Origin of the sequence: Immundisolibacter sp. (assembly GCF_041601295.1) — a bacterium.
Lineage (GTDB): Bacteria > Pseudomonadota > Gammaproteobacteria > Immundisolibacterales > Immundisolibacteraceae > Immundisolibacter.
Genome location: NZ_JBFIII010000018.1, coordinates 1 through 20,595, shown reverse-complemented (window position 1 = coordinate 20,595; position 20,595 = coordinate 1). Strand labels below are relative to the sequence as shown.

Genomic DNA, 20,595 nt, shown 5'->3' with positions numbered 1-20,595 from the left:
AAAGAAGGGGCGGGGCGGCGCCGGTCATTGCGTGGCGCAGTCCCCGAATGGTCGGTGCCGGTCTGCCCGGCGCACGCTCAATGCTCGCGCGTGGCGAGGAAACGCAGCTGCGGCCAGCGTTCTTCGGTCAGATTCAGATTGATGCGGGTTGGCGCCAGGTAAACCAATTCACCGTTTCTGTCCAAACCAAGATTGGCTTCGGCGCGGCGTTGGAATTCGTCGAGTTTCCTGGCGTCCTCACCCTGCACCCAGCGACAGGTGGCAACGTTGACCGCCTCGAAGCTGGCCTCGACGCCGTACTCGTGTTTCAGGCGGTAGGCTGCAACCTCGAACTGGAGCACGCCGATCGCGCCCAGGATGAGGTCGTTGTTGATGAGCGGACGAAAAAGCTGCATCGCTCCCTCCTCCGACAATTGCTCCAGACCTTTCAGCAGGGCCTTGGAGCGCAAGGGGTCGCGCAATTGTGCGCGCCGAAACAACTCTGGCGCAAAATCCGGGATGCCCGTGTAGCGCAGGCTCTCGCCCTGGGTAAAGGTGTCGCCAATGCGCACCGTGCCGTGGTTGTGGATGCCCAGGATGTCGCCCGCGACGGCATGTTCGGCGCCCTCGCGCTCGCCCGCCATGAACGTAATGGCATTGGCCAGTTGCTGGTCGCGGCCAATGCGCACGTGCCTGACCCGAATGCCCCGCTGATAGGCGCCCGAGCAGACGCGAAAGAACGCGACCCGGTCACGGTGCGCGGGATCCATATTGGCCTGGATCTTGAACACAAAGCCCGTGAATGCAGGCTCATCCGGCTGCACGCTGCGCTCCACAGCCGCCTGCGCGCCCGGCGGCGGCGCGTAGCTGACCACCGCGTCCAGTAATTCCTGCACGCCAAAGTTGTGGATGGCGGAGCCAAAGAACACCGGCGTCTGCTTGCCGGCGCGGTAGGCGTCCAGGTCGAAATTGGCGCTGGCGCCTTGCACCAGTTCGATTTCGTCCCGCAGCGCGGCAAGTTCGTAGGCGTCGATGTGCTCCAGCAGGCGCGGGTCGCCCAGACTGTCCAGCAACTCGCCAGCGTCGGCGCGCTCGCCATGGCGGACGCCAAACAGACGTACCTGGCCGGTAATCAGATCGACGATGCCTTTCAGACGCTGGCCCATGCCGATCGGCCAGCTCACCGGCGCGCAGGCGATACCGAGCACCGACTCGATCTCGTCAAGTAACTCGACCGGCTCGCGACCCTCGCGGTCCAGCTTGTTGACGAAGGTGATGATGGGCGTGTCGCGCAGGCGACACACTTCCATCAGCTTGATGGTGCGCTCTTCCACACCGCGTGCGGCGTCGATCACCATCAGGCACGAATCCACCGCCGTGAGCGTGCGGTAGGTGTCCTCCGAAAAATCGGCGTGGCCAGGCGTGTCCAGCAGGTTCATCACGCAGTCCCGGTACGGGAACTGCATTACCGAGGAGGTGACCGAGATGCCGCGCTCCTTTTCCAGCGCCATCCAGTCCGAGGTGGCGTGCCGCGCCGCCTTGCGAGCCTTGACGGTGCCCGCCATCTGGATCGCGCCGCCATACAGCAGCAGCTTTTCCGTGAGCGTGGTTTTCCCCGCATCGGGGTGCGAAATAATGGCAAAAGTTCGCCGCTGGGCGACTTCGCTAGCAAGTTCAGTCATAGTGGATTGGCGCCGGCGGCCGTATGGCCGGGCGCAGAGTAATCTTGGGGCAGAATCGTCTCAGACGAGGATCAGGACGCCTCAGGCGATATCACGGGCAAGCTGGATGGCGTCTTCACGCGGCTCGCCCGGCAGAGCTGGATAGTAGGATTTTCGCACGCCAACCCGGCGAAACCCAAGCGATTTGTAAAGTTCGCGCGCCGCGACGTTCGACGGACGCACTTCCAGATACACCGTATCGGCCTTGTAACGGTCGGCCAAATCCAGGAAATGGTGTACCAGCTGTCGCCCGTATCCGCAGCCCTGGTGCGACGGTGCGATGCATACATTGAGCAGATGTGCCTCGCTGGCAGCGATCGACAGGATGCCGTAACCGATGATCTGGCCTTCGAGTTCCAGCACTTGGCATAAATAGCCAACGCGCAGGCAATCGCGAAAAATTCCTTCCGACCAGGGCTGCGGTGGCGGGTAGGCCACCTGCTCGATCGCGGCCACGTCCCGCGCATCGCCGACCAGCATCGCACGCAGGGTAAGTATCCCTCCGGCGGCGGCCGACCCGGGCAGGGGCAGACGCGCCACCATCAGGCGCTTGGTCCCTTGCGTTGGCGATACGCCTCCTGAGCCAGACACAGGTCATCCCAGGATTTGCGTTTTTCCAGAGGCGAGCGCAGCAGGTAGGCCGGGTGGTAGGTCACGACCAGTGGAATGCCGGTATCGCGCCAATGCCACACCCGGCCGCGCAAGCGGCCAACCGGCTCCTCGCTGCCGAGCAGGTGCTGGGCGGCGACACGACCGACGGCGACGATCAATTCCGGTTGAAGCAACGCGATCTGGCGCTCCAGGTAGCCCATGCAGGCAGCCGCTTCGGCAGGAGCGGGATCGCGATTTTTCGGCGGGCGACATTTGACGATATTGCTTATGTAGGCACCGCGACGGCGGTCCAGGCCCACCGCGAGCAGCATCGAGTCCAGCAACTTGCCGGCGCGACCGACGAACGGCTCGCCGCACGCGTCCTCTTCCGCGCCAGGCGCCTCCCCGACGATCAACCAGTCGGCGTCTTGCTGGCCAACGCCAAACACGGTCTGCGTGCGTGTACCCGACAGCGCACAGGCGGTGCAGCCGGCTACTTCTGCGGCAAGTACGCGCCAGGCGCCGGCGGGGTCGCTGTGCGGTGCACTTTTCGCGGTTACCGGGCTTTGGGGTTGCGCCGCCGGGTGCGGTACCACTACACGCGGCTGGTAGCGATCAATGCCGAGGGCGTCGAGATAACCGGCCTGGCGGGCAGTCACTGGCATAAACAAAAAACCGGCAATGGGGGATGCTTCCCTATAATAACGGGTCCATGACTACCGCAAGCCCCGTCCCCGCCCCATCGCATCCTGTGCCGCTGCTTTCTCCACCACTACCGACGAGGGCAGGCGAGCGCCGAGACTGGAGCGGCTTGAGCGGCGGCGCGGCGGCGCTGGCACTGGCCGAGGCAGCCGATGCAGCCAGCGGCCCGCTACTGGTTGTTGCCACCGATACCCGGATGGCGGAACGCCTTCAGCGCGAGATTCCCTTTTTCGCCGGTGTCGATCTGCCGGTATTTACCTTTCCCGACTGGGAAACCCTGCCCTACGACGCCTTCTCGCCGCACCAGGATCTGATCTCCGAGCGGCTCGCCACGCTGCACCGTTTGCCAACCCTGCGACGGGGCCTGGCGATTGTGCCGATGTCCACGCTGATGCAGCGCCTGGCCCCGCCCAGTTACCTGGATGCCTACAGCTTGTGTCTGGCGCGGGGCGACCGACTGGATCTGGGGCAGATGCGCGAACGTCTGATCCGGGCCGGCTACACCGCGGTCAACCAAGTCATGGAGCACGGCGAATTCGCGGTGCGCGGTGGGCTGCTGGATCTGTTTCCCATGGGCAGCGATGCCCCGTTTCGAGTCGAGCTGTTTGACGACGAAGTGGAGTCGATTCGCCGCTTCGACCCGGACAATCAACGCTCGCAGGTACAACTCGAACGGGTGGATTTATTGCCGGGACGGGAGTTTCCGGTCAACCCGCCGGCCATTGAGCGCTTTTATCAACGCTATATGGCGGTATTCGAAAGTAACCCGGCACGGGCACCCCTGTATCGGGAGTTGCAAGCCGGGCGCACTCCGGCCGGGGTCGAGTTTTACCTGCCGCTGTTCTTCGAGGCCACCGCCACACTGTTCGATTACCTGCCCGCAAGCACCACGGTGGTTTGGCAGGACGGTTGTCTGGCGACTGGCGAGGCGTTCTGGGCCACCATCCGCGAGCGCCATGCGGTGCGCAGCCAATGGCTGGACTATCCCCCACTGCCGCCGGCCGAGCTGTACCTTGAACCGGGCGCTGTGTTCGCCGCCTTCAAGCGGTTCCCACAGGTGCTTATGGGTGGTGTTGCGGATACCCAGGCCCTGCCGGTCGGCACGCCGCCGGCACTGCCGGTGGACAGCCGGACCGAGCGGCCACTGGCGCAGCTGGAATCATTCGTGGCCGGGTTTGCCGGCCGCACGCTGATTGCCGCGGAAAGCCTCGGGCGGCGCGAAACCCTGCGCGACATGCTGCAGCGCCAGCATATATCGGTGCAGGTGGTCGACGACTGGCCGCAGTTCCTGGCCAGTAGCGCACCGCTCACGCTGGCCGTGGCGCCGGTCGACGAAGGCCTGCTGTTGCCCCGGGCTGGTATCGCCATCGTCGCCGAGAGCCAGATTTACGGCGAGCACGTGGTGCAGGCGCGGCGGCGCGATCGGCGCGAGAGCGACCCCGAAGCGGTTATCCGCAACCTCAGCGAACTGGCTGCCGGCGACCCCATCGTGCACGTGGAGCACGGCGTTGGCCGTTACCTGGGTCTGGAAACCCTGGATGTCGGCGGCAGTAACGGCGAGTACCTGGCCATCGAATACGCCGACCACGCCAAGATCTACGTGCCGGTCGGCAGCCTGGACCTGATACACCGCTATACCGGCGCCGACGCCGAGCACGCGCCCCTGCACAAACTCGGCAGCGGCCAGTGGGAGCGCGCCCAGCGCAAGGCCCGCGAGCAGGTGCGCGATGCCGCCGCCGAGCTGCTTGCCATCTACGCCAAACGCGCCGCCCGGGGCGGTCGCGCCATCCCGCTACCCGACGACTACGCGCGCTTTGCCGCCAGCTTTCCGTTCGAAGAGACGCCCGACCAGGCGCGCGCCATCGGCGAAGTGCTGGCCGATATCGCCAGCGACCAGCCCATGGACCGCGTGGTATGTGGCGATGTGGGCTTTGGCAAAACCGAAGTCGCGGTGCGCGCCGCCTTCGTCGCTGCCCACGCTGGTCAGCAGGTGGCGGTACTGGTACCGACCACGCTACTGGCGCAGCAGCATGCCGACTCATTCCGCAGCCGCATGGCCGACTGGCCACTGCGCGTGTCGGCGATGACGCGCTTCGAGTCCAAACCGGAACAGCAACAGATTCTCGCGGACCTGGCGCAGGGCAAGCTCGATATTGTTATCGGCACCCACCGGCTGCTGCAGAAAGACGTGCAGTTCGAGCGTCTGGGGTTGGTGATCATCGACGAGGAACACCGCTTTGGCGTGCAGCAAAAAGAGCGCTTCAAGGCGCTGCGGGCGCAGGTTGATGTGCTTACCCTGACCGCGACGCCCATTCCGCGCACGCTGAGCATGGCCATGTCCGGCCTGCGCGATCTGTCGATCATCGCGACCCCGCCACTACGGCGCCTGGCGGTCAAGACCTTTGTCCGGCCATTCGACGGCGAGCTGGTACGCGAAGCCTGTCTGCGCGAATTCAAACGTGGCGGGCAGGTCTACTTCCTGCATAACCGGGTCGAGACCATCGAACGGGCGGCCCTGGACCTGGCCCGCCTGTTGCCGGAAGCGACCGTGCGCGTGGCCCATGGTCAGCTACCGGAACGCGAGCTGGAACGCATCATGGCGGACTTTCACCATCGTCGCTTCAATGTGTTGGTGTGCTCCACTATCATCGAAAGTGGCATCGACGTGCCGACCGCCAACACCATCATCATCGATCGTGCCGACAACCTTGGCCTGGCGCAGCTGCATCAGTTGCGTGGCCGGGTCGGTCGTTCGCACCACCAGGCCTATGCCTATTTGCTGGTGCCGAGTCGGGACGCGCTCAAAGGGGACGCACTGAAGCGCCTGGAAGCGATCGAGTCGCTGGGCGAACTGGGCATCGGCTTCACCCTGGCCAGCCACGACATGGAAATCCGCGGCGCCGGCGAGCTGCTGGGCGAGGAGCAGAGCGGACATATCCAGGAAATCGGCTTCACGCTGTTCAACGAACTGCTGGAACGGGCGGTACGCGATATCCGCGCCGGGCGCGAACCGGACTTCGATGCCGGCCTGCGGCACGAGCTGGAAATCAACCTGCACGCCGCAGCTCTGCTGCCCGCCGACTACGTGCCCGATGTGCACCACCGCCTGGTACTGTACAAGCGCGTGGCCAACGCCACCGACGGCGAGGCGCTTGACGATTTGCAGGTGGAGTTGGTGGACCGTTTCGGCGCCCTGCCACCAGCGGCCGTCCTGTTGTTCGCGCAGGCGCGGTTGCGGCTGCTGGCCAAGGCGCTGGGGGTGCTGGCTATCGCCGGTGGCGAGGAAGGCTTCAGCATCGGTTTCACGGCCGAGCCCGCGATCAACGTCGAGACCCTGCTCCAGCTGATACGCAGCGAACCCAAGACCTACCGTTTCGACGGCCGCAGCAAGCTGAGCGTCAGCCTGGTGACGCCTGACCCACAGGCGCGCCTGGTGGCTGTCGAGGATCTGCTACGACGGCTTGGCCGCCAGGTAACTGCTGCGTGATTCAGCGCTTCCTCAATCGGCGGCGTCGGCAAGCGCAGCCGTAATTTCCGGTTCGAAACCGAACTGCCTCAGGTCGCGAATGCGCTGCGGATACAGCACACCGTCAAGGTGATCACACTCGTGCAGCACCACGCGGGCGTGAAACCCGGTCACCTCGCGCTCGATCAGATGTCCGCGCTGGTCGAAGCCCTGGTAGCGGATGGCCCTTGGCCGGGGCACCAGGCCACGCAGCCCGGGCACACTAAGGCAGCCCTCCCAGCCGTCTTCCGGCGTCGGGTCGAGCACCTCGATGACCGGATTGATCAGCACCGTCTGGGGCACCGGCTCGGCCTGCGGGTACCGCGGGTTGTGCATCATGCCAAATACCACCACCCGCACCGATACGCCGATTTGCGGTGCCGCCAGACCGGCGCCATTACAGGCAGCCATCGTATCGAGCATGTCCTCAAGCAAGGTCGCGATCGCCGGATCGCGAACGTTCGCCACCGGTTCGGCTACCCGACGCAGTAGTGGATGACCCATTCTCAACACGTGCTGTACTGGCATGCCGACCTCCGTAGGCGGCGATTCCTGCCGCCGCATGCAGGGTAGCGCAAACCTGAGCGTGTTTAGCCGGTGACCGCAGGCGTCCACACCCGGAGCCGGGCGGGTCTATGGGAGTCCAATCCCGCGCGCAAAGGCTCGCGGTCGATCCCCTCAGCTCATTTCAGCGCGGCAAGGGGCGCCAGGACCAGCTCTGCCGCGCATAGCGGGCTGCCGTCATCAGCCAACATGATGTGACAGGGGTAGGTATGCCGCTGGGCACTTCGGGCGTCTGTGCCGGCCACGTCCGGTTCGCCAATTAAAAGGCATAGCGCGTCGTTACTGGTAAGCGTCGCCAGGCGCCGCGTGTCCAGCGTGTAGCGGTGCGCGACGTACACCAGCGGTTGCGCGGCAAAGTCATGCCCGTCATGCACGCCGCGCTCCAGCAGTGCGCAGGACAGGTAGCTCACCGGAAACATCTGCGGGAACTGGACCCGACCGGCAATCTCGTCGATGTACAGCGCCGGCTCCACACCGGCACCCAGCAGGAAGGTCTTGCCATTGCCTGTCATCACGAACTTTCGCTTAAGGAATGTGCGACCGTCGGGCAGGTAGCTGCGATCCGGCCAAGACTGCAACAGGTCAAGCCCAAGGCCCGTGGGCATCAGGTCAAGAAGCGGCTGCGCCGACTCGCGCTTGAAGCCCAGCACCGCCGGTACGCCGTCTGCGCGTAGCACGACACGGTTGCTCAGTTGCCGGTTTGTGCCCAGGGTCAGACTGCTGGGCTTGATCTCGGCCTGCACCGTCTGACCAGGGACGACGGCCGCGGCAAAATTCAGCTGGTAGTTGCTGTAGCGCAGCGCATGGCGCTGCACCAGAATCTGCTCGCCGTGGAAAAGCCGGTGCCGACGCACGGCTTCTTCGACAACTGCCGCCAGTTGAAAGCCAAGCACCAGGGGCCCGTGAAACGGGTTGCCGGCAATCTGCTGCCAGCGGTGCTTGTCGTGAAACGGGTTGAAATCGTCGGTAGCGAAGCGCGCCGCATCGACGTGCAACTCGGTGTAAATCAGCGGCTGTAGCCTGGCGGCCGTACTTGGCATCAACATCGTCCACATACCCCTGGACACGGCAGTCGGGCATGCGGTTATCGGCGAGAACCCGGCCCATCTTGAGCGCTCGCGCCCACATTGACGTCCCGGCCGTCGGTAAACTGCCGTCACCTTGCCAGCTCCGGGTCCACCATGCCTGTCTTGCCTTCCGCGCGCCACGTCCGGCTCACCGGCACCATGTTTGCCCTGCTGGCGGCGTTTGGATTTTCGGTCAAGGCAATCCTGGTCAAGTTGGCCTATGCCTGGCACACCGTTGACGCAGTGACCTTGCTTGCGCTGCGCATGCTGTTTGCGCTGCCGTTTTTTCTGGCGCTGGCCTGGTACGCCCGCGGCGCCAAAGGCAGTGCCCGTTTGCGGGCTGACGACTGGTTTCGCCTGATCTGGCTGGGCCTGACCGGGTATTACCTGGCCAGCATTCTGGATTTTTGGGGACTGAACTACATCAATGCGGGGCTGGAACGGCTGATCCTGTTCCTGTACCCCACCATGGTGGTAGTGATCAGTGCCTGGCTCACCGGCAGGCGCGTGTCCCGGCGTCAGACGGTCGCGCTCGCCCTGTCCTACGGCGGCATCGCGCTGGCATTTGCAAGTGACCTGCACCTGACCGGGGACCGCAGCGGCCTGTTGCTGGGCAGCGCGCTGGTGTTCGGATCGGCGGTCGCCTATGCCCTGTACCTGCTGGCAAGCGGCGACACCATCGCGCGGATCGGCGCGCAGCGCACCGCCGCCTACGCCATGCTGATCTCAACTGTTTTTGTGCTGCTGCAATTTGCCGTCACCCAGCCGCTGTCGGACTTGCGGCAGCCGGCATCGGTTTACGGCCTGGCCTTGGCCATGGCGGTGGTCTCCACAGTCCTGCCGGCGATGTTGCTGGCGGAAGCCATTAAACGCAGTGGGGCGAGTCAGGTGGCGCTGGTCGGGTCGGCCGGACCAATTCTCACCATTTACCTTGGCGTGTTGGTGCTTGGGGAACCCGCTACGCCGGTGCAACTGCTTGGCGCGGGATTGGTGCTCACCGGCGTATTGCTGGTAACGCTGCCCAGGCGGACCCGCCCGGGCGCCTGAAAAGGCGGCGCGACCACGACCGCGCTCATAATTGCGCGTTGCTCCACGGGTCCAGGCTTTCCCATTAAATGAATCGTCGTAACTTTCGCGCCCGCCCCGCAGCCGCTCAGGCCCTTTCAGAGCCATTGCATATCGAGCACATGGCCGACGGCGGCCAGGGCGTCGCCCACATCGACGGCAAGCTGTGTTTTGTACACGGAGGACTGGCCGGCGAGCGGGTCAACGCCACGCTACTGCGCCGGCACGGCAGCTATGACGAGAGCCTGGTCACCGAGGTGCTGGAGGCCTCGGCGCAGCGGGTGACACCGGTCTGCCCGGTATACGAGCGCTGTGGCGGTTGCGTATTGCAGCATCAGACGCACGCCGCCCAGGTGCAGGACAAGCAGACGCTGCTCGCCGAAAAGCTGGCACGCATCGGTGGCGTGCAGCCGGCCAGTTGGATCGATCCGGTGATCGGTCCGGCATGGCATTACCGGCGCCGGGCGCGGCTGGGCGTGCGCAAGGTGGACAAGAAAGGCGGCGTGCTGGTGGGCTTTCGCGAGCGGCGCTCATCGTACTTGACGGAAATGCACGACTGTCCGGTGCTCGACGCGCGTCTTGGCAAGCTGATTCAACCGCTGCGCGAGCTTATCGGCACGCTGTCCATCAGTGGCGATGTTCCGCAACTGGAGGTCACCGCCACGGACGACGACGTGGTGTTGGTGCTGCGCCACATGAAGCCCCTCAGCAGCGAGGACCGGGCCTCGCTGGCGACGTTTGCGATCACCCACGCGGTGCGCTGGTTCTTGCAGCCGGGCGGGCCGGACACGCTGCATCCCTTGCCGCCGGGCTCGGACCAGCCGCTGGCGTATCGGCTGGATGCGTATGGACTCGAACTTCAGTTCGGGCCGCTCGATTTCACGCAGGTCAACTTCGATATCAACCAGCGCCTGGTGCCGCTTGCCGTCAGTCTGCTGGCGCCGGTGGCCGGCGCGCGGGTGGCCGATCTTTTCTGTGGTGTGGGCAATTTCAGCCTGGCCATGGCGCACGCAGGCGCCTGCGTGCACGGTGTGGAAGGCGACAGCGCGCTGGTCGCACGGGCACGTGGCAATGCCAAGCGGGCCGGCCTGGCCGAGCGGTGCACGTTTGAAGTGGCCGATCTTTATCAGGACGCGGCCGGCGCGGTGGCGCGGCTTGGTCGCTGCGACGCCTGGCTGCTTGATCCGCCCCGCTCGGGCGCGCAGGAGCTGTGCGGCGCCCTGGGCAAACCGTGGCCCGCGCGTATCGTGTATGTGTCGTGCAACCCGGCCACACTGGCGCGCGACGCCGGACTCCTGACCGGCCACGGCTACCGCCTGGCGCAAGCGGGCATCGTCGACATGTTTCCGCACACCGCGCACGTAGAATCGATTGCCCTGTTCGAACGAGGCTGAACCATGATCGAACTCGCCCAGCAGCACTGCGCGCCCCTGCCTGCCGGTACACCGTCCCTGGCTGCCGATGAGGTGCGGGCGCTGCTGCCCCGGATCGACCCCGCCTGGCGGGTAGTGGATGGGCAGCATCTGCAGCGTGCCTACCCGCTGCCGGATTTCGCCACCGGCCTGGCACTGGTCAACCGGATTGGCGCCCTGGCTGAGGCGCAAGATCACCATCCCGACCTGCTGCTTGCCTGGGGTCGGGTCCAGATCACCCTATGGACACACTCGGTCGGCGGTTTGAGCCTGAACGACTTCATCCTGGCGGCGCAGATCGACCGTCTGACCCCATGATGGACCGCTCGATCGCGCGAGCCGTGGCCTTGCTGCGCGCCGGCAAGGTGGTGGCCTTGCCGACGGAAACCGTCTACGGGCTTGGCGCAGACGCCCTAAACCCCATCGCGGTGGCGCGTATCTTCGCCCTCAAGGGCCGGCCCGTGGATCACCCCTTGATCGTTCACCTGCCGCCCGACACGCCCTTGCAAGACTGGGCAGCCGACGTGCCAGCCGCCGCTCACGCACTGGCACAGGCCTTCTGGCCGGGACCACTGACGCTGATTCTGGCGCGTGGCCCACGGGTGCCCAAAACCGTCACCGGCGGGCAGGACACCGTCGCCCTGCGCGTGCCTGACCATCCGGTCGCGCTCGCCCTGTTGCGCGCCTTCGGCAGCGGTATTGCGGCACCGTCGGCGAATCGCTTCGGCCATATCAGTCCGACCACCGCGGCCCACGTCGAAGCGGAGTTCGGCGATGCGATATCACTGATTTTGGACGGCGGGCCGTGTCAGATCGGGATTGAGTCGACCATCGTCGACCTCAGTCGCGGCGCGCCGGTAGTACTACGCCCCGGTGCCATCACGCCGCAAGACATCAGTCGCCTGCTTGGCGAGACTACCCATCTGCCAGGCGGCACCGAACCACGCACGCCGGGACAGCTGCAACGCCACTACGCGCCACAGACGCCAGCGGAACTGATTGACTGTGCCGCCCTCCCCGCCCGGCTGGCACAGCTCGCCAGCCAGGGACTGGCAGTGGGCGTGCTTGCTATCGGCCACGGTCCAGCGGACACCGGCATCGCCCTGCCGAATGAACCGGCTGACTACGGCCGCGGCTTGTACGCCGCGCTGCGCGCACTGGACGCACAGGGCCACGCGCACCTGCTGATCGAAGCGCCGCCGCAAGACGAGCCCTGGCAGGCGGTCAACGACCGATTGCGGCGGGCCGTGACTACGGTGCCCTGAAAACGTTGTTCAAGGCGCGTTATCAAGAGCAGCCTCAGAACGGAATATCGTCGTCGAAATCGCCACCGAAGTCGTCGGCCGGCTTGGCCGCGGCGGCGGGTTTGCGCGCTTCGCCCGGCGCGGCGCGCGGACGCCCGGTCGAGTCGTCTCCACCCCAGGCACCGCCCTCGTCATCGGATTGTTTGTTCCAGCCACCGCCACCTTCGCCACGGCCCTCGCCACCGCCGAGCATCTGCATGTCGGAGCCGACGATTTCAGTGCTGTAGTGGGTCTGGCCCTCTTTTTCGTATTTGCGGGTTTGCAGGCGGCCTTCGATGTACACCGAACGGCCTTTCTTGAGGTACTCGCCGGCTATTTCGCCCAATCTTCCGAACAACACCACCCGGTGCCACTCGGTGCTTTCCTTTTTCTCGCCGGTCTGTTTGTCCTTCCACGAGTCGGTGGTGGCGATGGCCAGGTTGGCCACCGCCGCACCGCCCGCCGTATAGCGCACTTCCGGGTCGCGCCCCAGGTTGCCGATCAGAATTACCTTGTTTACTCCGCGCGCCATGATTGCCTCCGTATGCCGATTACTCTCACGCTATCTTGAACCGTTCCAGACTGGCTGACTCGAAACGCGTGCCGTCCACGCGCAAATAGGCCACCCCTTCCTCCGGGATCACCACTGCTTCCGCCACCCCGGTCAGGGCCGCCAGCTCGCTAGTGAGGCTGCGCGCCCGCGCCGCAGTGACATTACCAACCTCGATCAGACGCGTCTGCAGGGGTGTCGGCGGACGGAGTCCGATCGCTACCGCCAGCCACACCACGCACACGCCCAGCCCGCCCAGGAACACCCCCTGCGCACCATATTGCCCGCGCAGCCAGCCGGCGCCCACTCCACCGATGAACGCTCCCAGGAACTGCGAGGTGGAATACAGGCCCATCGCGGTGCCGCGCCCGGCGATGGGCGCCAAACGCGACATGATGGATGGCAGCGTCGCCTCCAGCACGTTGAACGCGGTCAGGAACGCGACCAGACCGGCCGCCACCGCCCACAGGGTATGGCTGGCTTCGACCAGCAGCAGCAAGCCCCCCGCAAGCAGACCGATCATGGCGATAAACACCGACTTCAGCTGGTGTCGCTTTTCGGCATAAACGATCAGCGGCACCATGGCGACGATCGACAACAATACCGTAGGCAGGTACAGCCAGGGATGCTGCGAGGGCGCCAGATTCAGCCCATCCCGCAGCAACGGCGGCAGGGCCACAAAGGTGGCGGTCATCAGGATATGCAGCGCCATGATGCTGAAATCGAGCCGCAGCAGGTGCGGATCGGTAAGCGCGGCGCGAAATTGCTGGCCCGATTGTCCCACCGGGCGCGTGGTGACCGGCGTGGGCACGGCAACCCACAGCACGGCAATCATCATGGCCGCCAGGACTGCGATCAGCACGAACAGGCCCGGCACCTGCAGCCAGGCGGCCAGCACCGGACCCAGCGGAAGCGCTATCAGGTAGGAACCGCCAATGCTGATGCCGATTACCGCCATGCCCTTGGTGCGCTGCTCCGGCCGTAGCAGATCGGCCAGCAGCGCCATGATCGGTGCCGCTACCGCGCCGGCCCCCTGCAACGCACGCCCCGCGATAATGCCGTTTGCACTTTGCGCCACCGCGGCCAGCAGGCTGCCGGCGGCAAACAGCCCCAGGCCCAGGGTGATGATCTGTTTGCGACCAAAGTGGTCGGACAAGGTGCCGAACGGCAGCCCGAACAAGGCCTGCGTGAAACCGTACATGCCCACGGCTAGGCCGACTTTGAGCGGTGTGGAGCCCGGCAGTCCCTCCACGTACAGGGCCAGTACCGGCAGCAGCAGAAACAGACCCAGCATGCGCAAGATATAGATGACCGACAGGGTGCCGGTAACGCGCCGTTCGCTGGAATTCATGGGTATCGGTGCCAATGGATACAGATCGACAGCACCGAAAGTGCGTGCCGGGCCGGCATTATCTGGCCGCAGGCCGCCTCGCCACAAGGCAAGCACGCGGTCGATTACCGGCACATCAATCGTTACGCAGGCAGTGGACCCGGCGCGCCTGTCGGTTGGCCACCGCAAATGCACCGCCCCCCGGGGAACATGCGCGGCCCGGTCAGTGCCAGGAGTCGGTCGCCGGCCTGCTACCATCGCACGTTTACCTAATCGAGCCCGAACCGCCGCATGCACAGCCCTGATGAAGGCCCGCCCGCAATCCGTATCCGTGGTGCGCGTACCCACAACCTGAAGAACATCGACCTCGACCTGCCGCGCGACCGGTTGACCGTCATCACCGGCCCTTCCGGGTCCGGCAAGTCCTCGCTGGCCTTCGACACCCTGTACGCCGAGGGTCAGCGCCGCTACGTGGAGTCGCTGTCGGCCTACGCGCGCCAATTCCTGTCGGTGATGGAAAAACCCGATGTCGACCACATCGAGGGTCTGTCGCCGGCCATTTCCATCGAACAGAAGAGCACCTCGCACAACCCGCGCTCGACGGTCGGCACCATTACCGAGATTCACGATTACCTGCGCCTGCTGTTTGCCCGGGTCGGCGAACCCCAGTGCCCGGATCACGGCGCCGTGCTGCGCGCGCAGACCGTGAGCCAGATGGTGGACACGCTGCTGGCGCTGCCGCCGGAAACGCGCGTCATGTTGCTGGCGCCGGTGGTGGCCGGCCGCAAGGGCGAGCATGCGCAGTTGCTGGATGGCCTGCGCGGGCGCGGTTACGTGCGCGCCCGGATTGATGGCCACCTGGTGGAACTCGATCAGGCGCCGGTGCTCGATGGCAAGCGCAAACACGATGTTGAGGTGGTCGTTGACCGCCTGCGTGTGCGACCGGATGCCCAGCAGCGCCTGGCCGATTCGTTTGAGGCGGCGGTCAAGCTGGGTGAGGGCATCGTCAGGGTGGCCTTTCTCGACGAGCCACAACCGGAGCTGCTGTTCTCGGCCCGCTATGCCTGCCCGCAGTGCGGCTATTCGGTAGCCGATCTCGAACCGCGGTTGTTCTCTTTCAACAATCCGGCCGGCGCCTGCCCGGAGTGCGACGGCCTCGGCCTGGCGCAGTTTTTCGACCCACAGCGCATTGTGTCCGACCCCAGCCTCAGTCTTGCCGCCGGTGCCATTCCCGGCTGGGACCGGCGCAACACCTACTACATGCACATCCTGCAGAGCCTGGCGCGGCACTACGACTTCGACCTCGAAACGCCGTTCGAGGAGCTGCCCGACCTGCACCAGCAGGCGATCCTGTTTGGCAGTGGCGAGGAGGAAATCGTCTTTACCTACGCGACTCCCAGCGGTCGCAGCAAGCGCAAGCGACACCCGTTCGAGGGCATCGTCAACAATTTTTCCCGCCGCTATCGCGAGACCGACTCCAGCGCCGTGCGCGAGCACCTGGCGCGTTTTCTGGGCAACCGGCCGTGCGTAGGCTGTGGCGGCAGCCGGCTGCGACGCGAGGCGCGCAATGTTTTCGTGGCCGGTCGCAACCTGCCGGAACTGGTGGCGGTGCCGGTGGGCCAGTCGATTACCTTTTTTCGCGAACTGGAACTGCCCGGCGCACGCGGCACCATCGCCCAGAAGATCCTGCGCGAGATCGAATCCCGGCTGGGCTTTCTGGTCAACGTCGGGCTCGAATACCTGACCCTGGCGCGCTCGGCCGATACCTTGTCCGGCGGCGAAGCGCAGCGCATCCGCCTGGCAAGCCAGATCGGCGCCGGGCTGGTCGGCGTGCTGTACGTGCTGGACGAGCCGTCGATCGGCCTGCACCAGCGCGACAATCAGCGCCTGCTGTCCACTCTCACCTACCTGCGCGACCTCGGCAACACCGTCATCGTCATCGAGCACGACGAGGAGGCCATGCAACTGGCCGACCACATCGTCGACATGGGCCCTGGGGCCGGCGCGCATGGTGGCTACATCATTGCCGAAGGACGGCCCGCCGACATCATGGCCAATCCGGCCTCGATCACCGGCCAGTACCTGTCCGGCCGGCGCGCCATTGCGTTGCCGACGCAGCGCCGCCAGCCGGACCCCGAGCGGATGTTGTGCATAGAGGGCGCCAATGGCAACAACCTGTGCGATATCACGGTCAGCATTCCGCTGGGCCTGATGACCTGTATCACCGGCGTGTCCGGCTCCGGCAAATCCACCCTGATCAACGAAACGCTCTACAAGGCCGTGGCGCAACGCCTCAACCACGCTCGTGACGAGCCGGCTCCCTACCAGGCCATCCACGGCCTGGACCTGATCGACAAGGTGGTCAATATCGACCAGAGCCCGATTGGCAGAACACCCCGTTCCAATCCAGCAACTTATACCGGATTATTCACGCCAATCCGAGACATATTGTCCGGCACCCCGGAAGCCCGCGCGCGCGCCTACGGGCCGGGCCGTTTCAGCTTCAACGTCGCCGGTGGACGCTGCGAGGCCTGCCAGGGCGACGGCATGCTGAAAGTGGAAATGCACTTCCTGGCCGACATCTACGTGCCGTGTGATGTTTGTCACGGGCAGCGCTACAACCGCGAAACTTTGGAGATTGAATACAAGGGCCGGAACATCCACCAGATCCTCGACATGACCATCGAACAGGCGGGCGAGTTTTTCAGCGCGGTGCCCATGGTGAAGCGCAAGCTGGATACCCTCAGTGCCGTGGGCCTGGGTTATGTGCGGCTGGGGCAGGCCGCCACCACCCTGTCCGGTGGCGAGGCACAGCGCGTGAAACTGTCGCGCGAGCTGTCCAAGCGCGACACCGGACGTACCCTGTACATTCTTGACGAACCCACCACCGGCCTGCATTTTCAGGACATCGAGTTACTCCTGGGCGTGCTCACGCGCCTGCGTGACGACGGCAACACCCTGGTGGTGATCGAGCACAACCTGGACGTCATCAAAACCGCCGACTGGGTAATCGACCTCGGTCCGGAGGGTGGCAGCGGCGGCGGCCAACTGGTCGCCTGTGGCACGCCGGAGGATCTGGCTCTCGAACCGCGCTCGCACACCGGGCGTTTTCTGGCACCGTTGCTGCGTCGCCAGGCGGCCGCACAGGCTGGCGATCGGCGCCGCGCGTGACCGCTGAAGCGTCGGCACCGGCCGCGCTGGGTCCCCTGCGGCGGGGCCTGATATACGCCAGCGCCTTTTTTGGCATTACCACCGAAGCGCTGATCGGCATGTTGATGCCCCTGTGGGCAGTGGAACACGGCCTGCCACCAGCGCAGTTGGGCACCGTGGTGGCCATGGCCTCCCTCAGCCCGTTGCTGCTGGCCATCCCGGCGGGCGCCCTGTGCGACCGCTACGGCGAGCGGCGCATCATGCTGCTGGCGGCGCTCGGTGTTGGCCTTACCGCCGCCACGTATCCGCTGGTGGATGGATTCCTGGGCGCCTGCGCGCTGCAATTGCTGGGCGGTCTGGCGCGCAGCATGAGCTGGCTGGCAGCGCAGGCCTACGCCGTGCGTGCGGCGCCCAAGGCCGAGAGCCATACCTTCATGGGTCGTTTCTCGTTTGCCGGCAGCATCGGCATGCTGCTGGCCCCGCTGCTGGCGGGCGTGCTGGTCGCCGGCTATGGCCTGGACGCCGGCTTCCTGCTGATGGCCCTGTGGGGTGGCGCCCTGGCACTGGTGACCCTGCCGCTGCCGGACGTGCGCGACAGCCGCAGCGCGGACAAGCTGTGGCAGGTGACCACCGGCGCCTACAAAAACGCACTGCCCCTGCTGTTGCAGGTGCCACTGATGATCGTCATGTTGCTGACCCTGCTGCGTCTGTCGTCGGCGGCGGTCAATGCGTCCTTCTACCCGGTGTACCTGGACCAGATCGGCTTCTCGGCTGCCGCCATCGGCGTCATGTTCGCCTGCATCAACGGCGCCGTTTCGTTCGGTTCGCTGGCCGCGGCCATGGTTATCCGGCGCAGTTCCCTGAATACGGTGCTGTTCGGGTCCATCGCCCTGTCGATGGTGTCGATCAGTCTGGTGCCCTTCGCAAGCACGCACCTGACCGTGGGCCTGCTCAGCGCCCTGCACGGGCTTGGCCTTGGGCTTAGCCTGCCAACACTGCTGACCGTCATCGGCCGGCAAACCGCACCCAGCCTGCGGGGTCTGGTCATCGGCATGCGTACCCTGTTCAACCGTCTGGGTTACCTGGCGATACCGCTGGTTCTGGGCGGTCTGGTGCATGGCTTTGGACTGCGCGGCGCGTTCTTGGCCACCGGAGCGTTCCTGCTACTCGGCCTGGGTGGCACATACCTATACCTGCGCCGCAGCGGTCTCGCGTACGATTAACCGACTTGTCTGCTTTCCGAGGAGCACGTTATGAATACCCTGCTTGGTATCCCCTTGTCCCCTTTCGTGCGCAAAGTGCGCGTTGTCATGGCCGAAAAAAATCTGCCGTATGACTTGCGGCCGGTGTTTCCCGGCAGCGACGACGCCGAATTTCGCGCCCTGAGCCCACTGGGCAAAATCCCGGCGTTCAGCGACGAACGGATCGGCCTGGCTGACTCCAGCGTGATCTGTGCCTACCTCGAAAAATCCCACCCCACCCCGGCTCTGCTGCCTGCCGACCCGGTCGCTTACGCGCACGCGCTGTGGTTCGAGGAATACGCCGATACCAAGTTGTTCCACGTCTGCACCGAAGGTTTGTTCTTCGAGCGCATCGTGAAGGGCCGTATGCGCGGCGAACCGGCTGACGAAGCCAAGGTCGCGGCCAGCCTGAAAGAGCTGCCGGCAGTGTGCGACTACCTGGAACAAAAAATCAGCGCGGGCGCGTTGGGAGGCGGCGCTTTCAGCCTGGGCGAGTTGGCGGTCACCACGCAGTTCGTGAACCTGAACCACGCCGGCGAGCAGGTGGATGCGGCCAGCTTCCCCAAACTTGCCGCCCTCTTGAAAAAGACGCTGGCGCGGCCAAGCTTCCAGCTGTGCCTGGAAGACGAAAAGAGCCTCATGGCGAGCCTTGGCTAAACCCCTGCAGCGGGCGGCGTGGGCCGCTACGTCAGCCAGCGCCAAAGCTGCCAGGCGGCCACGGTTCGGTACGGCCGCCAGCGTTCCGCGCGCGCCAGGCAGGCGGCCGGCGTCGGCAGTTCTGGCCAATCCTCCAGCCGCTGCACGGCCCGCCGCAGGCCAAGATCGCCGGGCGCGAACACGTCCAGCCGACCCAGGCCGAACATCAAAAACATATGCACCGTCCACGGCCCGATACCGGGCATGACGGTCAGCGCCGCGTTGACTGCCAGGTCGTCGGCATCGGCCAGCGCCGCAAGGTCGATGGCACCCTCCCCGATTGCCCGCGCCAGACCCAGCACGCTGCGCGTCTTGGCCGCGGACAGGCCGCAGCCACGCAGGTCGGCTTCGCTCAGCATCAGTACCGCATGCGGGGTCGCCGGCATGGCGGTAAGCGCAAACAACCTGGCGGCGATGCTGGCGGCGGCGCGGTTGGACAATTGCTGGCCAATCACCGCCCGCAACAGGGCCGCAAATGGCTCGCCTTGGTAATCCGCCGCGGGCAACGGCCCCAGGCGGTTCAACACCGCTGCCAGCGCCGTATCCGCGCCGGCAAGGTAAGCTTCGGCGTGGCGCAGAACCGCACCAAAATCCGCGCTATCGGCATTCGTACCTTGAGGACTGAGCATCATGATCGTCGAGCAAATCTATTCCGATAATAACTATCGCAACTTCCATTACCTGATCGCCTGCCCCGACACCGGCGAGGCGCTGGCCATCGACCCCCTGGAAGCCGATCTGGTGCTGGCCAAGGCCGCCGACCGGGGCTGGCGCATCACCCAGGTGCTCAACACCCACGAACACCCGGACCACATTGGCGGCAACGCCCGTGTCATCGCCGCCACCGGCGCCAAGCTGCTGGCCCATGCCGGCGCCAGGGATCGCATCCCCGGCATCGACCGCGGCCTGCACGCGGGCGACGTGATCGCCATCGGCAAGAGCGGCGAACTGGAAGTGCTCGACACCCCCGGCCACACCATGAGCCACGTGTGCCTGTTCTGCCGCGGCGACCAGCCGGGCCTGATCAGCGGCGACACGCTGTTCAATGCCGGCGCCGGCAACTGCCATGGTGGTGGCCACCCGGAGCACCTGTACCACACCTTCGCCAACCAGCTGGCCAAACTGCCGGACGCGACGGTGCTCTACCCCGGCCACGACTACATCGCCAACAACCTCAAGTTCACCCTGGACCGCGAGCCTGGCAACGCCCGCGCCGTGCAACTGCTGACCCAGGTCGAAACACAGGATCCACACGCCGCACGCCTGACCACCCTGGCCGAGGAAAAAGAGGTCAACGCCTTCTTTCGCCTGAGCAACCCCACCGTCATCGCCCGCCTGCGCGAGGCCTTTCCGGACCTGCCGACACAGCCGTCACCCCAGGACGTGTTTATAAAGCTGCGAGAGTTGCGCAACAGCTGGTGAGGCGATCAGTCTCGGAGACGGTATACCGCCATCGCATCGTTAGGCGCACTGCGCATCGGCCGCCCTGGACCAGCAGGCCGGGTTCCTCTCCTTGCCTGAGCTACTGTCCGGATCAACCAGACCCACGGGCATGTATCGTCGTTCAGCGGTGCGCGATCAGCTCATCGACGGTCAGGTCGATGTCGCGTGCAATCTGACGCAGAAGGATCGGAGAGACGTCCCGACTGGCGTGGTGCGGCACGGTTGTCGCGCGGCCGTCGGCGTGCCGGTACTGCTTGTGTGAGCCACGTTGGCGCACTTCCTCGAAGCCCAGATTG

The 20,595-nt window shown here is 65.4% G+C and carries 18 protein-coding genes; 9 read left to right on the top strand and 9 right to left on the bottom strand.

What is annotated here, in order from left to right; translation table 11 throughout:
• Positions 1–77: 77 nt before the first annotated feature.
• From ABZF37_RS03905 to ABZF37_RS03895, 3 genes are all read right to left on the bottom strand, one after another.
• Entirely contained in the window at positions 78–1,661 is a 1,584-nt protein-coding gene (locus ABZF37_RS03905; protein ID WP_372716972.1) for a peptide chain release factor 3, read from the bottom strand.
• A gap of 81 nt (positions 1,662–1,742) precedes the next feature.
• Positions 1,743–2,243, bottom strand: a complete 501-nt coding sequence (gene rimI, locus ABZF37_RS03900) for a ribosomal protein S18-alanine N-acetyltransferase (protein WP_372716970.1) — start codon at positions 2,241–2,243, stop codon at positions 1,743–1,745.
• A complete protein-coding gene (locus ABZF37_RS03895; RefSeq protein ID WP_372716968.1) occupies positions 2,243–2,956 on the bottom strand; it encodes a uracil-DNA glycosylase family protein in 714 nt (237 codons plus the stop codon). The genes rimI and ABZF37_RS03895 overlap by 1 nt, the downstream gene beginning before the upstream one ends.
• A 23-nt stretch (positions 2,957–2,979) precedes the next feature.
• Between ABZF37_RS03895 and mfd the strand changes: the two genes are divergently transcribed.
• The gene (mfd, locus tag ABZF37_RS03890) at positions 2,980–6,480 is read left to right on the top strand and encodes a transcription-repair coupling factor (protein ID WP_372716966.1); all 3,501 of its coding nucleotides are present in this window, start codon (positions 2,980–2,982) and stop codon (positions 6,478–6,480) included.
• A gap of 12 nt (positions 6,481–6,492) precedes the next feature.
• On the opposite strand, the gene def is transcribed toward mfd, so the two are convergent.
• Together def and ABZF37_RS03880 are read right to left on the bottom strand one after the other, a co-directional pair.
• On the bottom strand, positions 6,493–7,026 hold the full coding sequence (gene def, locus ABZF37_RS03885; protein ID WP_372716964.1) for a peptide deformylase: 534 nt from the start codon (positions 7,024–7,026) through the stop codon (positions 6,493–6,495).
• Between the two features lie 155 nt (positions 7,027–7,181).
• Positions 7,182–8,102: a hypothetical protein gene (locus tag ABZF37_RS03880; protein WP_372716962.1), complete on the bottom strand. Its 921-nt coding sequence runs from the start codon at positions 8,100–8,102 to the stop codon at positions 7,182–7,184.
• A gap of 141 nt (positions 8,103–8,243) precedes the next feature.
• On the opposite strand from ABZF37_RS03880, the gene ABZF37_RS03875 reads away from it, so the two are divergent.
• From ABZF37_RS03875 to ABZF37_RS03860, 4 genes are all read left to right on the top strand, one after another.
• The gene (locus tag ABZF37_RS03875; protein WP_372716960.1) at positions 8,244–9,176 is read left to right on the top strand and encodes a DMT family transporter; all 933 of its coding nucleotides are present in this window, start codon (positions 8,244–8,246) and stop codon (positions 9,174–9,176) included.
• 68 nt (positions 9,177–9,244) lie between these two features.
• A complete protein-coding gene (rlmD, locus tag ABZF37_RS03870; protein ID WP_372716957.1) occupies positions 9,245–10,588 on the top strand; it encodes a 23S rRNA (uracil(1939)-C(5))-methyltransferase RlmD in 1,344 nt (447 codons plus the stop codon).
• A 3-nt stretch (positions 10,589–10,591) separates the two neighbouring features.
• Positions 10,592–10,924: a 4a-hydroxytetrahydrobiopterin dehydratase gene (locus tag ABZF37_RS03865; protein ID WP_372716955.1), complete on the top strand. Its 333-nt coding sequence runs from the start codon at positions 10,592–10,594 to the stop codon at positions 10,922–10,924.
• Positions 10,924–11,871 carry an L-threonylcarbamoyladenylate synthase gene (locus tag ABZF37_RS03860; protein WP_372716953.1) on the top strand — a complete coding sequence of 316 codons (948 nt, stop codon included), beginning with the start codon at positions 10,924–10,926 and terminating at the stop codon, positions 11,869–11,871. Before ABZF37_RS03865 ends, ABZF37_RS03860 begins: the two co-directional genes overlap by 1 nt.
• Before the next feature lie 34 nt (positions 11,872–11,905).
• Here the strand turns inward: ABZF37_RS03860 and ssb are convergent, their stop codons facing one another.
• Entirely contained in the window at positions 11,906–12,424 is a 519-nt protein-coding gene (gene ssb / locus ABZF37_RS03855) for a single-stranded DNA-binding protein (RefSeq protein WP_372717004.1), read from the bottom strand.
• 22 nt (positions 12,425–12,446) lie between these two features.
• On the bottom strand, positions 12,447–13,790 hold the full coding sequence (locus tag ABZF37_RS03850) for an MFS transporter (RefSeq protein WP_372716950.1): 1,344 nt from the start codon (positions 13,788–13,790) through the stop codon (positions 12,447–12,449).
• Between the two features lie 270 nt (positions 13,791–14,060).
• On the opposite strand from ABZF37_RS03850, the gene uvrA reads away from it, so the two are divergent.
• The 3 genes from uvrA to ABZF37_RS03835 are packed head-to-tail and all read left to right on the top strand — an operon-like array spanning position 14,061 to position 18,817.
• Entirely contained in the window at positions 14,061–16,940 is a 2,880-nt protein-coding gene (uvrA, locus tag ABZF37_RS03845) for an excinuclease ABC subunit UvrA (protein WP_372716948.1), read from the top strand.
• Positions 16,937–18,142, top strand: a complete 1,206-nt coding sequence (locus ABZF37_RS03840) for an MFS transporter (RefSeq protein ID WP_372716945.1) — start codon at positions 16,937–16,939, stop codon at positions 18,140–18,142. Before uvrA ends, ABZF37_RS03840 begins: the two co-directional genes overlap by 4 nt.
• Positions 18,143–18,172: 30 nt before the next feature.
• The gene (locus ABZF37_RS03835; RefSeq protein WP_372716943.1) at positions 18,173–18,817 is read left to right on the top strand and encodes a glutathione S-transferase family protein; all 645 of its coding nucleotides are present in this window, start codon (positions 18,173–18,175) and stop codon (positions 18,815–18,817) included.
• Between the two features lie 26 nt (positions 18,818–18,843).
• On the opposite strand, the gene ABZF37_RS03830 is transcribed toward ABZF37_RS03835, so the two are convergent.
• Positions 18,844–19,485 carry a DNA-3-methyladenine glycosylase gene (locus tag ABZF37_RS03830; protein WP_372716941.1) on the bottom strand — a complete coding sequence of 214 codons (642 nt, stop codon included), beginning with the start codon at positions 19,483–19,485 and terminating at the stop codon, positions 18,844–18,846.
• 1 nt (position 19,486) lies between these two features.
• Here ABZF37_RS03830 and ABZF37_RS03825 point away from each other — a divergent pair, with 1 nt between their 5' ends.
• Positions 19,487–20,278 carry a hydroxyacylglutathione hydrolase gene (locus ABZF37_RS03825; RefSeq protein WP_372716939.1) on the top strand — a complete coding sequence of 264 codons (792 nt, stop codon included), beginning with the start codon at positions 19,487–19,489 and terminating at the stop codon, positions 20,276–20,278.
• A 142-nt stretch (positions 20,279–20,420) separates the two neighbouring features.
• On the opposite strand, the gene ABZF37_RS03820 is transcribed toward ABZF37_RS03825, so the two are convergent.
• Positions 20,421–20,595 (bottom strand): type II toxin-antitoxin system HicA family toxin (locus ABZF37_RS03820; protein WP_372717002.1); only part of this gene is annotated, 175 nt, incomplete at its 5' end.